Below are 13,626 nucleotides of genomic sequence, written 5' to 3'. Positions count from 1 at the left end.
CGTGCCCGAGGTTGGGCGGTTCTTCAAGCCCTTGTCGGCTTTCGTCACCGCCGGTGGCGCGCTGCGGCCTCAGGCCCCGATGGGCCATCGCCCGCACCGGGCGCGGTCGCGCCTATTCCGCTGGTCGAAGGGGCGACATTGCTATCACGCTGGCCGCCTTGGAAGAACTCTCATTGCGTGGAGCCTGTAGTTGGGTGGACAATTCGGGCAGAAGCTCGAACAGCTCATCCCGCAGACGGGTAAGTTGCGACCTAGCGATCGTCTCTTCCATTTCCACATCCCGCGTCCACTGGCGCAATTCGTTCTGGATGACCTGCGCTTCTTCCAGACGCTGCTGAAACAGCTCGATCTCTTCTTGCCGCTGTTGCAGGAACATCCGCGCGCGTTCGACCTGCGCATCGCCATAGGTCCGGGCCAGTTCCTGACTGATCTGGCTCATCTGTGCGGCCAGTTCCAGAATCTCTGGCTCAAGCGATTGCAGATCAGGGTGCTGGCGCAGAAAACCCATACGTTCCTTTACGGCGTCAAACTCGGACGACATCATGAACAGCCCGCCGCGATCGGCGGCATGGGCCATTTGATACGCTTGCGCGATGTCATGCATGTTGAGCGCGAATTTGCGGTGGTTGTTTTCCAGCGCCATCATTCGGGCATTGGCCGGCAGGTAAAACGCCAGCATGAGAATTAGCGCTGTCAGGCCGATCTGGATGAACATGCCGGTATCCGCTGGTGGAGCCTCGCCGAATCCGGCCTGCATCGAGAGCCAGGGCAATACGCCAAAAGCGGACAACAACGTGGCTGAAACGGCCGACAAGGCCGCCAGGCAGATCAGGAAAAATGTCAGTCTTAAAAAGGCATTCTGAAATTGCATTGTAATACTGTGGAGGGCGGCCATGATCGTCGAACTCCTTCTTGAAACCGGAACACACCGGGCCAAAGCGGAAGGTGATCTGACGACTTAGTGCGATCCGCTGCGGACCCGAAAACTACAAAACACTGCTGCTAGAAATATAAAGATGATACTTAGATTTGTGTTTTCAATCAATTAGGTCTGAGCTTTTCGTGATGTGGATGTCATCTCTGTAATATGGCCAAGCGCGATGGAGGCCAGAATGCAGGCTGTAAACAGGTAGAGACCCCATGCGGTCTCAACGGTCGCGTAAGAGATGCCTTTGGCCAAAGTGATGTAAAGCGCGATCAGGAAGATGTCGGCCATGGCCAGCTTGCCGAGGATGTTGAGCGCCGGCTGGACGCGGGCATCCAGCAGATTCCATTGGATCAGCGCGGTGCCGATGGTTTTGATGTAAGGCGCAAACAGGGCGAAGATGGTGACGATCAGCGCAAGGAAGACATCGGATTTCCACAGGGATTGCAGCCCGGTGATGACGCTGATTTCGCTGAGGCCGAAGATCGGCAGGAACCCTGCACGCATCAGCGGGGCGAACCACGCGATGGGGTAGAGGATCAGCAGCGAGAGGGTGGCGAGGCGGAGGGTCATGGCGGCCAGTTCTGTTACGTTTGACCGCCTAACAGTACGTCGTTGGATCGTCTGTGCAAGGATGCTTGTTTGGAAGGTTACTCTGCCCGCCTCATACGGGCCATCAAATTGGTTTTCAGGACGAACTGATGGAACAGGGCGGCCAGAATATGCAGAAGAACCAGAACAAGCATCAGCGTTTTCATGACTTCATGCACTTCGGCGGATGCTTCTATTCCTCCGAACCATGCAAGGGCGCCAGAGACCGGTAAAAGCAACATCAAGGCATATAGCGAGAAATGGGTTGCATGAGCAGCGAGTTTCATCGCGGCGGTTTCCTGTTTCGGAAGTGATGGTGCACCGCGGGTCAGGCGCAATGCGATCCGCCAAATCGCAAGTGCAAGGATAAGCAGGCCTCCGAATACATGGAGAGCAACTGGTGCTTGAAAAGAGACGGGTAATCCGCGTTCGATTTGATCCCATGCCTCAGAAATCGGCTCGTGAAAGAGAAACTGAACCGCGATCAGCAAGAAAATGGCCCAATGGAGGGCGATTTGGGTGCGCGAATAAGAAGTGGGCATGGGGAAGCTCCAAAAAAACAAGAGTTACACTGGTGTAACGCGTGAAGTTCGGAATTCCGTCGATGAGTTTTGAGTTTTTTCGTCGCGCGTGGGAACCTTCAGCGCGGTGCCGATGGTTTTGATGTAAGGCGCGAAGATGGTGACGATCAGCGCGAGGAAGACATCGGATTTCCACAAGGATTGCAGCCCGGTGATGACGCTGATTTCGCTGAGGCCGAAGATCGGCAGGAACCCTGCGCGCATCAGCGGGGCGAACCACGCGATGGGGTAGAGGATCAGCAGCGAGAGGGTGGCGAGGCGGAGGGTCATTATGAATCTCGGTCAATACAGTGAATATCTATGAAGCAGCGGAAAAAGCAGCAAGTTTTTTGTTGCAAGTTCGGGAGTACGGCTTAGCTTGACCGAAACTTATTCTATTCCTCTTTGAGTTGAAATGACCAAGCCAATCGTGAAAGTTGTCAAAGGACCTTCCGCTACTCAAACTGGTGTTAAGGAAGCAACGACAATAGGCCTCATGGGCGCTCTTTCGGCGGGAAGTATAGCCGCAGATATCAAGCCATTTGATCGAGAAGAGCTTTTTCGAGCGCTTCACTTGCGCCTTTACGAAGCAAAGCGAGCCCAAGGTCGGGCAAAATGGTTCGGAGGGAGGTTGTATAATCACCTAACAGGGCAGGATCCTGAATATGTTCTTTTTTCAGGAACCCATCTTGGGCAGACCCTTGATTTGGTTCGAATTGAAACGCCCGAAATTGTTGTTCCGCGCGGAAAGTACCTCCTACGCTTCGATCACGTCGACCAAGCCTATGAGAAATTAAAACATGAACTGGCAATAGGAGAGGCCTAGCGCACCGCCTCAATCGGCCCCTCTGCGCTCCCGCTGATGAACTGCTCGACATAGGGATCACCAGACGCATCCATCTGGCTCACCGGGCCGGTCCACTGGATGACGCCTCCGTGCAGCATGGCCACGTTGTCGGCGATCGCGCGGACCGAGCTCATGTCGTGGGTGATGGTCATCGCGGTGGCGCCCATTTCGGTCACGATTTCGCGGATCAGGTCGTTGATGACGCCGGACATGATCGGGTCGAGGCCCGTTGTGGGCTCATCAAAAAAGATGATCTCGGGCTCGGCAGCGATCGCGCGCGCGAGGCCCACGCGTTTTTGCATGCCGCCTGACAGTTCCGCCGGAAAGCGGTCGGCCACGTCGGATTTCAAGCCCACGCGGCGGAGTTTCTCGATGGCGATCTCGCGGGCTTCTTCGGTCGGGCGCTTCAGCGAGCCGCGCAGCAGGCGGAAGGCGACGTTCTGCCAGACGGTCAGTGAATCAAACAGGGCCGCGCCCTGAAACAGCATCCCGAACCGGGCCAGAAACGCGTCACGGTCGCCTTTGCTCGCGTCTTTGCCGTCGACATAGATCATGCCGCTGTCGGGCTTGATCAGGCCCAGAATGCATTTCAGGGCGACCGATTTGCCGGTGCCCGAACCGCCGATGATGACCATCGAGGTACCCTTGGGGATCTCAAGGTTCATGCCTTGCAACACGTGGTTGTCACCAAAGGCTTTATGTACGTTCTCCATCCGGATCATAGCGAGAAGAATACCCCCGTGAGAACGAAGTTTGCAGCCAGGATCAACACGGCGGCGGCCTCGACCGAGCCTTTTGTGGCGCGGCCCACGCCCTGCGCGCCACGGCCGGAATTCATGCCGTAGTAGCAGCCCATGGTGGCTGCGATCAGGCCGAAGGCCGCGCCTTTGACCAGTGATGAGACGATGTCGCGGGTTTCCAGGAAATCCACGGTGTTTTTAAGATAGGCCGCCGGGTTGAAGCCCAGGTTCTGCGTGGCCACGGTGTAGCCGCCGGCAATTCCGATGATGTCACCCACGGCCACCAAAGCAGGCACTGTGATCAGGGCGGCCAGAACGCGCGGGACGGTGAGGTATTTCATCGGATGCGTGGACAGCGTGACCAGCGCGTCGATCTGTTCGGTCACTTTCATCGTGGCGATCTCGGCCGCGATCGAGGATGTCACGCGCGCCGCGATCATCAACCCGACCAGAACCGGGCCAAGTTCGCGCACCATGCCGATGGCCACGATCTGCGGCACCACGGCTTCGGCGTTGAAACGCGCGCCGCCGGCGTAGATCTGCAATGCCAGCGCACCGCCGGTGAAAATCGCGGTCAGGCCGACGACCGGCAGAGACAGCCAGCCGATGTTCAGCAGGGCCATGCCAAATTCGCGCGGATAGAAGGGGGGGCGCAGTATATGCGAGATCGCATCAAGCGCGAACAGTGCCACCCGGCCAAAGGCCGCAAGCAGGCTCAGAACCGTGCGGCCCAGACCTCCGAGCGCGGTGAGAGGGTTCATTCCACATAGCCCCGCGAATAGCGATTGCCCATTGATGTGAGGATCTCATAGCCAATTGTCCCGGCAGCTTCGGCCAGATCATCGACGGTCTGATGGCCATTCAGGATACGCAGGCGTTCCGGGTCTTTCGGCAGGTCCGTGACGTCCACCGTGATCAGATCCATCGAGATACGGCCGACGACCGGGCAGGGCTGATTGCCGGCGAAGGTGTCTATGCCGCCGCCGATGGCGCGATGCAGGCCGTCTGCATACCCCGCCGCGACTGTGGCGATACGAGAGGGTCGGCGCGCAACCCAGCTGTTGCCGTAACCAACAGTTTCGCCCACGGCCACCTTGCGCACCTGGATGACAGGCAGATCGACCGTGACAACGGGTTTGGCGTCCGCAAAGGGCAGGCCGCCGTACAGACCGATGCCCGGGCGGCAGAAATCGAAATGGAACTCGGGACCCAAAAGCATGCCGCCGGTCGCGGCCAGAGAACGCGGCGCGGCGACACCTTCGGTCATCTCTCGGAAGGTTCTAAGCTGCTGCTGGTTCATCGGATGGTCCGGCTCGTCCGCGCAGGCCAGATGGGACATGATGACAACCGGTGACATCGCCTCGGCCTTTGGGCGCAATTCGGCCCAGTCGGCGGGTTCAAGACCCAGCCGGTTCATGCCACTGTCCAGTTGAATGCCGAACGGATGGTTGGGCAGGGCGTGTTGGTGGAGTTGGAACTGCTCTGGCGAATTGATCAATGGTGTCAGATCGTTGGCGAGCAGCAACTGGGTATCGCCTTCCATATGCCCTGAAAAGACACAGATCATCGGGCCTGGACCGACCGCCTGGCGGACAGCGGCGCCTTCTTCTGCGGCAGCCACAAAAAACTTGCGAACGCCCTCTTCGGCCAGCGTGTCGCTGACGGGCCCGGCGCCCAGCCCGTAGGCATCGGCCTTGACCACGGCACCGGTTTCGACCCCGGTTTTCGCGTCGAGCGCCCGCCAATTGCTGGCGAGCGCCTGAAGATTGATCGTCAAACGTGCAGTACTCATGGCACTGTTCATGACATTGCGCCGTCCAAGGTCAAGAGGGAATGGCGCATTTACCTGGCGGTTTATGACGGTGTTTCGTCTGTTGTGGCGGAAAACACCAAAAAATCGGAAGCTTCGGCAACCTGCCGCTGTAATTGCCCGGTTCGGGGATTGTCTTCACATCCAAGTTAAAGCGATCCTGTGAACAGGATCGTTCTGTCCCGGCGAAGGCGAGGGCGCACCGTCAACCAATGAGGAAGTCATGGATTTTTCTAGCGGATTGGCCGTAGACCCATCACAGATCACAAGTTTTTTTGCAGACGTTTTTTCCGCATCGGAAGGGCCGGAAGAGGGCGCAGAAATTGGTACGTTCGCACGTGAATTGATCAACAGCACGCCGCCTGAAGACATTCTGGTGTGCACGGCGCATAACGATCACGAGCTGCTTGGCTGTGCCATCTTTTCCCGGATGACGTTTTCGCAGGATACGCGCAATGTGTTCATCCTCTCGCCGATGGCCGTTCAAACGGGCTCGCAAAAAACAGGTATTGGACAGGCGCTGATTTCTTATGGTCTGGATCGCTTGCGGGCATCAGGTGTGGATGTGGCACTGACCTATGGCGACCCGGCCTATTATTGCAAAACGGGATTTGTGCAGATCACCGAGGATACTGCCCAGCCACCGCTGAAACTCAGCCATCCGCATGGCTGGTTGGGTCAGGCGTTGGATGGTCACGAACTGAAGCCTTTGAAAGGCCCATCGCAATGCGTTTCTGCACTGGACAACCCGACGCTGTGGTGAGTGGGATTGGTTTTTCGCTTTGGTCGATGGCCTTGGCTCCACAGCCTAGAACAGGGCCTGATCTATGATCGCCTTGCTGTTCCGGACATGTCGGGCCACCAGCTTTTTCTGCCGTCTGCCGCTGGGGATATAGAAGGCAGGGTCCATATCTTTATCGCAGCTGAGACCCGGAAAAATCTGCAACAGCTCGTGCAACGCTTCGGGCGGAAGGGATTTGAGAGCTTCGGGGCCGGTAAACAGGCTTTCACTTGGCGCGCCTTCGGCAAAAAGAACCACGTGACGGTCACAGACAACGTGATGATAAACCACCTGCGTCGCATCGTAATCCACGTAAACGCCCGGCAGGTCTGTCAGCCGGATGGCCGAGACCAAAACGTCTCTTGTGTCGAACATGCGCTGCGCGATGTCCGAACGGACCAGCATTCTGTGCTGTCGTGAAACCGTCAGGTCCCGGCGAGGCAGGCCGTGCCCCAGGGCGCCGGCCGTGATGCGGACTGGGCGCAGTTCGGGTGTTTTCAACAGATCGGTCTGGCGCAGGTGCCGGGACAGAACAAGCCGAACGGTTGCCGAGCTGTCTCCGGTCGTCATCACCCTGTCACCCGGGCAGATATCCTGAACCCTGATTTCGCCACGGTCCGTCAGGATCAGGGTGTCCGAAGCAAAACAGGGGGCGCCGGGGCTGGGATTGGGATCCTCGACAAAGTTGACCCCGTCCTTCGATGACAGCGACGCGGTATCGTCCGTGCCGTTGCTGCCGATCTGGGTCGAGGTCTGGCCACTGGCCGGCCCCTGGGTCGCTGTCACCTGCGAGTCAAAGGATACAAAGCTGAGAACCGAACCATTGTCAGAAAGAGAGACCGCCCCTAATCGGTTGATGCGCGCCGAAATCACGTAATAGTCGAACCCGCCCACGGTGGTCATCGTTCCGGTGTCGACATCCGTCGAACTGCGTACCGAGCCGTTGGCGTTGTAAACATCGACCTGCAACCCGGTGACATCGGTTCCGACGGGGACACGGATTTCAATGTAATCTCCGTCCGGAGCAAAGTTCGGGCCGTTGCGATATCTTATTTCCGATATGATCGCGGGCAAATCTGTGGGTCTCCGGGCGGAAATGGCACGTTTTGGTTGAACGACACCGTCACGTTAACACCGGGCAGGGAAAACACCAAAGCGCTTGGCGTGTCCAGCACGGGGCGGGCGTTCTTTACGCGATCAATAACCCTCGATTTCACCGCCCTGTTGCCAGGGCTTGACCAGATTGCCAAAGCGGGTGAATTGTGCCTCGAACGACAATTCGACCGTACCGATGGGCCCGTGACGTTGCTTGCCGACGATGACTTCGGCCTTGCCGTGCAGACGTTCCATCGCCTGCTTCCACTCTTCCATCTTTTCCAGTTCGTGATCGCCGGGCTTTTCCCGTTCCTTGTAATATTCCTCGCGGAACACGAACATCACCACGTCGGCGTCCTGCTCGATCGAGCCGGATTCGCGCAGGTCGGACAGTTGCGGGCGCTTGTCGTCGCGGCTTTCGACCTGACGGGACAGCTGTGAAAGCGCAACGACCGGGATGTTCAGTTCCTTGGCGATGGCTTTCATGCCCATCGAGATCTCGGCGATTTCGTTCACCCGGTTGTCGGACATGCCGCGGCACAGCTGTAGATAGTCGATGACCAGCAAGTCCAGCCCGTGGGTCCGTTTCAACCGTCGTGCCCGGGCGGCAAGTTGCGAGATCGGCAAGGCAGGGGTGTCGTCAATAAACAAAGGGCAGGCTTCCAGTTCCTTGGCCGCATCCACGAAACGGCGGAATTCGGCCTCGGTCATGTCGCCCTGACGGATTTTGTGGCTGGAAATCTCCGAGGCTTCCGCCAGAACCCGGCCTGCAAGCTGTTCCGCACTCATCTCGAGTGAGAAGAAGCCGACAACGCCGCCATCGATCGCACCTTCGCTGCCGTCGGGCTTGGTCCCGCGCTTGTAGGCCTTGGCAACGTTGAAGGCGATGTTGGTGGCCAGCGAGGTTTTACCCATGGATGGACGCCCGGCCAGAATGATCAGGTCGGACGGGTGCAACCCACCCAATTGCTTGTCCAGATCGGCCAGACCGGTGGAAATCCCGGCCATGCCGCCGCCACGCTGGTAGGCCTCGTTGGTGACGTTGACGGCTTCGGTGACGGCCTTGAGGAAGGATTGAAAGCCTTGTTCGGTCTGGCCCTGCTCGGACAGCTGATAAAGCTGCTGCTCGGCCTCGACGATCTGTTCTTTTGGCTCGCTCGAGACATCGACCCGCGCCGCCTTGTCCGAGATGTCGCGGCCCAGCCGGATCAGCTCGCGCCGGATGGCAAGGTCATAGATCATCTGGGCATAGTCGTGCACCGCGAATGCGCTGATCGAAGCGCCGGCCAGTTTGACCAGATAGGCGGGACCGCCCAGTTCCTTCAGACCCTCATCCTCGGCCATGAACGATTTGAGCGTCACGGGCGAGGCGAGCGCATTCTTTGCAATACGGGCCGAGGCCACTTCGTAAATCCGAGCATGGACCGGATCATAGAAATGTTCAGCCCCGATGATCGAGGCGACCCGGTCATACAGGTCGTTGTTGGTCAGGATCGCACCCAGAAGCTGTTGTTCGGCCTCAATGGAATGCGGCATGGTTTCGGCGTTCTGAATCTGTGCCGCTGCCTGCTCGATACTGCTGATCTCGTTCATTTTGTCCCCGCTGCCCGTCCCGAGGTTCTACACATGAAACACCACCGCAAGCTATCTGGAAATACCTGTGGCTAACTTGGGGTAAAGCCTTGGGATAACTTTCCAGACCGCTTGGATGCCGGCGTCTGCATCCCTTATTATGTAGGAATTGTGGGGAAAGTCACCATATATCGTGGCGAGCTGCCCGATTCTTCCGGGTTTGTCCCCATTCCGTCCACAACAGGTTTACGCTGGTTTATTGGCCTCTTGCCAGCCGCGCGGATCGTTCAGAAAGGCCTCGACTTCGCTAAGGGTCTCGTCGTCAAAGGCTTTCTGTGCCTTGGCCTCGGCCAGAACATCCCACCATGTGCAGAGCGAGTGCAGCTTGACGCCATGATCACCCAGCGTTTTCTCGGTCTCGGGGAAGATGCCGTAGTAGAAAATGACGGCGGTGTGCCCGCAGGTGGCGCCGGTTTCGCGGATCGCATCGACAAAGGACAGTTTCGAGCCGCCGTCGGTTGTCAGGTCTTCGACCAGCAACACACGTTCACCTTCGCTCATCGCACCTTCGATTCGGGCGTTGCGGCCATAACCTTTGGGTTTCTTGCGAACGTAAGTCATGGGCAGGGCCATGCGCTCGGCGACCATGGCGGCAAAGGGGATGCCCGCCGTTTCCCCGCCTGCGATGTTGTCAAACGCCTCGAAGCCAGCGTCCCGCATCACCGTGACGGTCAGGAAATCCATCAGGGTCGATCGGATGCGCGGATACGAGATCAGCTTGCGGCAGTCGATATAGGTCGGGCTGGGCAGCCCGCTGGCCAGCGTGAACGGTTCCCGCGAGTTGAAATGCACGGCTTTGATCTCCAGCAACATCCGTGCGGTCAGGCGGGCGATTTCGGTGCTGTCGGGAAAGGAACTGGGGATCATGGTGCAAACCTCGGGGCTGAAAACACGTTGCGGGCTGATAGCCCGACCCTTGGGCCGGAGTCGAGAGGGATTGGACAAAAGAAAAGCGGACCCCCAAGAGGTCCGCTTTTGCCCTTACGGGCGATGGGCAGCCAAGGTGGGCTTAACTGCTCATGTCATAGGCCCGCTCGCCATGTACCGAGAGGTCGAGGCCATTTGTCTCGGTCTCGGCGTCTACGCGAAGTGGCGTGATCTGTGCAACCAGTTTGACCAACACAAACGTGACAACTGCCGTAAAGACACCCACGATAATCAGCCCGCCCAACTGAGCGGTCCAGGTTCCGAGGCCAAACAGGGCGATCATGAGCGTGCCGAAGATACCGCCGACGCCATGCACGGCGAATACATCCAGCGTGTCGTCGATATTCAGCTTGTTGCGCACCACGCTGACGGCTTCCTGACACAGAACGCCGGCCACGGCGCCAATGATCAGGGCCTGAACCGGTCCGACGAAACCCGAAGCGGGCGTGATCGAGGCCAGACCCGCGATTGTGCCCGTGACAAGACCGACCATCGAGGCCTTGCCAAAACGGATACGTTCCCACAGGGCCCAGCTCAGCGAAGCGGTGGCTGCGGACAGGTGCGTGACGGTCAGGGCCATCGCCGCTCCGCCATCAGCGGCCAGTTGCGAACCACCGTTGAAACCGAACCAGCCGACCCACAGCATTGCGGCACCGATCATGACATAACCGGGGTTGTGCGGCGGTGTCGTGCGGTTGCGGCGCGGCCCGAGGATGACCGCGATGATCAAGGCTGCCAGACCAGCGGTTTCGTGCACCACGATACCGCCCGCAAAGTCGCGCACGCCGATCTCGCCCAGAATGCCGCCATCAGCCAGCATCCCTCCACCCCAGATCCAGTGCACCACGGGCGCATAGCACAGCAGCATCCACAGCGCCGAGAAGGTCAGGACAAAGCCAAAGCCCACACGTTCGACATAGGCGCCCACGATCAACGCCGGGGTGATGATGGCGAAGGTCATCTGGAAGGCAAAGAACAGGATCTCGGGCAGGGTTCCCGCAAGGCTGTCCACGTCGACGCCGTTTAAGAAGACCTTGCCCAAACCACCCCAAAGCCCGCTTTCACCGGGGCCGAACGCGATGGAATACCCAGCGACCAGCCATAGAACGCTCATCAAACAGGCAATTGAAAAGCAATGCATGAACACGCTGAGGACATTTCGGGCACGCACGAGGCCGCCATAGAACAGGGCGAGGCCCGGCAATGTCATGAATAGGACCAACGCGGTTGCAACGATGATCCAGGCTGTATCGGCTCCGTTCATGGGCCATTCTCCCTTCCGAATGAGTGCGCCGGGCCGTCGAAATTCGGCACGGATCGGCGCTGTGTGAGCGGTGTGGGCTGTTTCAAGCCACCGTCGGTTGGAGAAAAAAGAGGCAAGGCGAAAAAAAGCGCCTGTTTTGGCGGCCTTTTTTCAACTGACTTCAAAAGAAGCAGTTTCAGGGGTCTTGTGCTAAAAGTTTAGGCGCCTGCGGAAAGGGCCGTATACAGCAGGGCCAAGGCGTGGTCACGCGCCGCGCGCCGCACGGCATCGCGACCGGGTGCGCCGAATTCGACGGTTTCGACATGCGTCGGCCGCCCCTCGGCGGCCAACCCGAAACACACACGCCCTTCGGGTTTGAATTCGGACCCGCCCGGCCCGGCAATACCGGTGATCGCGACGGCAAGTTGCGCCAATGAATTGCGCAGCGCGCCTTCTGCCATTTCGCGGGCAACTTCTTCGGAAACCGCACCGTGCGCGTTCAGCGTTTCGGCCTGAACGCCCAACATGTCCTGTTTGGCTTCGTTGGTGTAGGTGACGAAACCCCGATCCACGACGGCAGAGCTGCCGGGAATGTCAGTCAGGGCCGCAGCGACCATGCCGCCGGTACAGCTTTCGGCGGTGGCGATCATCACGCCTTGCGCCTTGGCGCGGTCCAGCAGGTCTGTCACGTTCATAGCCCCAGAACTCCGTGTGCTATACCTGCCAGAACCATCACGCCGATGGCTGCAAAAACACCCGCAATCACGTCGTCCAGCATCACGCCCATCGGATCTCCGCGGCGATCAGCCCAACCAATGGGCCCCGGTTTGGTGATGTCGAACAGACGGAACAGGATGAACCCAGCAACCCAGCCGGGCCAGAGCGCGGTAATGTCGATTCCATGCGCCCAGGACGGATAGGAAATCGCCCAAAGCGCGATGAACTGGCCTGCGACTTCGTCAATGACGATTTCGGACGGGTCGTGGTCATCCTGACCCCTGGTCATCACCCGCGTGGCCCAAAGGCCGCCGAAAAAAACTGCAACCGTTGCGATCGCCAGCAACGGGAAACCACCCAGCGTGTGCAATAACCAGGCCATCGGCAGGGCCACCAGTGATCCCCAGGTGCCAGGGGCGGGGCGCAAATAGCCAACGCCGCCAACCGTACCGATCATCTGTGCCGCGTTCATGCCTTCACCAGACAGGCTGTGGCGAGCGAGGCGATGCCCTCGCCGCGGCCGGTAAAGCCCAGACGCTCGGACGTTGTCGCCTTGACCGAAACCTGATCTGCGCGCAGGCCCATGATCTCAGACATCTTTTCCCGCATGGTTTCTGAATGCGGGCCAATTTTCGGATATTCGCAGACCAACGTGCAATCGACGTTCGAGATACGGTATCCCATCCGTTCCGCCAACTCGACCGCGTGGCGCAGGAAAATCTCGCTGGCTGCGCCTTTCCATTGTGGATCCGAAGGTGGGAAATGCTGTCCGATATCGCCCTGTGCCAGTGCGCCATAGATCGCATCGGTGACTGCGTGCATCCCGACATCGGCATCCGAATGGCCTTGCAGCCCGCGGTCATGCGGCACCTTCACACCGCAAAGGATCACATGATCCCCATCGCCAAAACGGTGCACGTCGTACCCGTTGCCCAGCCTTACATCCATGTCCGTTCCCATTATGCGTTCCGCCCGGGCAAAATCCTCGGGGCGGGTGATTTTCAGATTGTCGGCATCGCCCGGTACGATGCAGACATCGAGCCCGGCGGCTCGGGCAACCTCGACATCATCTGCCGCGCCGCCCGGATGGGCGGCGTGGGCAGCGGTGATGGCACCATAGTGAAACCCTTGCGGAGTTTGCGCGGCGAACAGGTTGCTGCGATCCTGCGTGCCGGTCACAGCCTGTTCATGCCCGATCCACAGCGCATCTGTCACCGCCAGCCCGGGCGCCGCCGCCGGACATGTTTCCAGGGCGTTCAGAACGTCGGTGATGATGCGGCGCGTGACGCAAGGCCGTGCAACGTCGTGGATCAAAACGCGCTGCACGGTCCGGTCGGCCAGAGCAGCCAATCCGTTGCGCACCGATCCCGCGCGATCCGTTCCGCCCGAAGCCAGGATCAGGTCGGTTTCACGGAAGTCTTCCCATGCGGCGCTATCTTCGTCGGACAGCACCAGAACTATGTGATCCACCTGTCCTCGAAAGCGCTCGATCGTCCAATCGGCCACCCGCCGGCCCGCAAGGCTGCGCCATTGCTTTGGCACGCCACCCCCGGCGCGCGACCCGCGACCGGCGGCGACTATGATGGCGGCTGTTGTCATATGTGTGCGCTCTCCTCGTGATGGGCATTGTTTAGGCGGCGGTGAATGCAGAGGCAATCACCCATGGTCATGTGCTCAAAAAATGGGCATATGATAGTTTTGCGGGCTTGTTGCGCGCCGTTTTGTTGTTCATATGCGCAGAAAACGATATCAAAACCA

Annotated in this window: 15 protein-coding genes and 1 pseudogene; 2 read left to right on the top strand and 14 right to left on the bottom strand. The window is 59.0% G+C overall.

All coding sequences use genetic code 11. The features are described 5' to 3' along the window. Positions 1-112 precede the first annotated feature (112 nt). The 4 genes and pseudogenes from NOR97_RS08605 to NOR97_RS08590 form a co-directional block, all read right to left on the bottom strand. Positions 113-895: a DNA repair protein gene (locus NOR97_RS08605; RefSeq protein ID WP_257598838.1), complete on the bottom strand. Its 783-nt coding sequence runs from the start codon at positions 893-895 to the stop codon at positions 113-115. A gap of 150 nt (positions 896-1,045) precedes the next feature. After that, positions 1,046-1,498 (bottom strand): paraquat-inducible protein A, encoded by a 453-nt coding sequence (locus NOR97_RS08600; RefSeq protein ID WP_170344080.1) that lies wholly within the window; start codon positions 1,496-1,498, stop codon positions 1,046-1,048. A gap of 77 nt (positions 1,499-1,575) precedes the next feature. Next, positions 1,576-2,058, bottom strand: a complete 483-nt coding sequence (locus tag NOR97_RS08595; RefSeq protein WP_257598837.1) for a cytochrome b — start codon at positions 2,056-2,058, stop codon at positions 1,576-1,578. A gap of 99 nt (positions 2,059-2,157) precedes the next feature. Further along, positions 2,158-2,367: pseudogene (locus tag NOR97_RS08590) on the bottom strand (paraquat-inducible membrane protein A); the annotation flags it as partial. Positions 2,368-2,491: 124 nt separating this feature from the next. Here NOR97_RS08590 and NOR97_RS08585 point away from each other — a divergent pair. Further along, positions 2,492-2,902 (top strand): hypothetical protein, encoded by a 411-nt coding sequence (locus NOR97_RS08585; protein ID WP_257598836.1) that lies wholly within the window; start codon positions 2,492-2,494, stop codon positions 2,900-2,902. Here the strand turns inward: NOR97_RS08585 and NOR97_RS08580 are convergent. Genes NOR97_RS08580 through alr form a run of 3 tightly spaced genes read right to left on the bottom strand, consistent with a single transcriptional unit; the run spans position 2,899 to position 5,455 of the window. Further along, positions 2,899-3,645, bottom strand: a complete 747-nt coding sequence (locus NOR97_RS08580; RefSeq protein ID WP_152458164.1) for an ABC transporter ATP-binding protein — start codon at positions 3,643-3,645, stop codon at positions 2,899-2,901. The two genes, NOR97_RS08585 and NOR97_RS08580, sit on opposite strands and share 4 nt — an antisense overlap. Further along, the gene (locus NOR97_RS08575; protein ID WP_170344083.1) at positions 3,642-4,424 is read right to left on the bottom strand and encodes an ABC transporter permease; all 783 of its coding nucleotides are present in this window, start codon (positions 4,422-4,424) and stop codon (positions 3,642-3,644) included. The genes NOR97_RS08580 and NOR97_RS08575 overlap by 4 nt, the downstream gene beginning before the upstream one ends. Further along, positions 4,421-5,455, bottom strand: a complete 1,035-nt coding sequence (gene alr, locus NOR97_RS08570; RefSeq protein WP_170344084.1) for an alanine racemase — start codon at positions 5,453-5,455, stop codon at positions 4,421-4,423. The genes NOR97_RS08575 and alr overlap by 4 nt, the downstream gene beginning before the upstream one ends. A gap of 241 nt (positions 5,456-5,696) precedes the next feature. Here alr and NOR97_RS08565 point away from each other — a divergent pair, with 241 nt between their 5' ends. Next, a complete protein-coding gene (locus NOR97_RS08565; protein WP_257598835.1) occupies positions 5,697-6,236 on the top strand; it encodes a GNAT family N-acetyltransferase in 540 nt (179 codons plus the stop codon). 45 nt (positions 6,237-6,281) lie between these two features. On the opposite strand, the gene NOR97_RS08560 is transcribed toward NOR97_RS08565, so the two are convergent. The 7 genes from NOR97_RS08560 to NOR97_RS08530 form a co-directional block, all read right to left on the bottom strand. Further along, positions 6,282-7,328: a Hint domain-containing protein gene (locus NOR97_RS08560; RefSeq protein ID WP_257598834.1), complete on the bottom strand. Its 1,047-nt coding sequence runs from the start codon at positions 7,326-7,328 to the stop codon at positions 6,282-6,284. Between the two features lie 123 nt (positions 7,329-7,451). After that, entirely contained in the window at positions 7,452-8,942 is a 1,491-nt protein-coding gene (locus tag NOR97_RS08555) for a replicative DNA helicase (protein ID WP_170344087.1), read from the bottom strand. 225 nt (positions 8,943-9,167) lie between these two features. Beyond that, the gene (locus tag NOR97_RS08550; RefSeq protein ID WP_170344088.1) at positions 9,168-9,848 is read right to left on the bottom strand and encodes an orotate phosphoribosyltransferase; all 681 of its coding nucleotides are present in this window, start codon (positions 9,846-9,848) and stop codon (positions 9,168-9,170) included. A gap of 142 nt (positions 9,849-9,990) precedes the next feature. Continuing rightward, on the bottom strand, positions 9,991-11,172 hold the full coding sequence (locus tag NOR97_RS08545) for an ammonium transporter (protein WP_257598833.1): 1,182 nt from the start codon (positions 11,170-11,172) through the stop codon (positions 9,991-9,993). 197 nt (positions 11,173-11,369) lie between these two features. After that, positions 11,370-11,846, bottom strand: coding sequence for a CinA family protein (locus NOR97_RS08540; protein WP_257598832.1), 477 nt, complete (start codon positions 11,844-11,846; stop codon positions 11,370-11,372). Continuing rightward, positions 11,843-12,340 carry a phosphatidylglycerophosphatase A gene (locus NOR97_RS08535; protein WP_257598831.1) on the bottom strand — a complete coding sequence of 166 codons (498 nt, stop codon included), beginning with the start codon at positions 12,338-12,340 and terminating at the stop codon, positions 11,843-11,845. The genes NOR97_RS08540 and NOR97_RS08535 overlap by 4 nt, the downstream gene beginning before the upstream one ends. Continuing rightward, on the bottom strand, positions 12,337-13,467 hold the full coding sequence (locus tag NOR97_RS08530) for a bifunctional 2-C-methyl-D-erythritol 4-phosphate cytidylyltransferase/2-C-methyl-D-erythritol 2,4-cyclodiphosphate synthase (RefSeq protein WP_257598830.1): 1,131 nt from the start codon (positions 13,465-13,467) through the stop codon (positions 12,337-12,339). Before NOR97_RS08530 ends, NOR97_RS08535 begins: the two co-directional genes overlap by 4 nt. Positions 13,468-13,626 lie beyond the last annotated feature (159 nt).

The organism is Ruegeria sp. YS9 (genome assembly GCF_024628725.1).
Taxonomy (GTDB): domain Bacteria; phylum Pseudomonadota; class Alphaproteobacteria; order Rhodobacterales; family Rhodobacteraceae; genus Ruegeria; species Ruegeria atlantica_C.
This window is presented reverse-complemented; position numbering and strand designations above follow the sequence as displayed.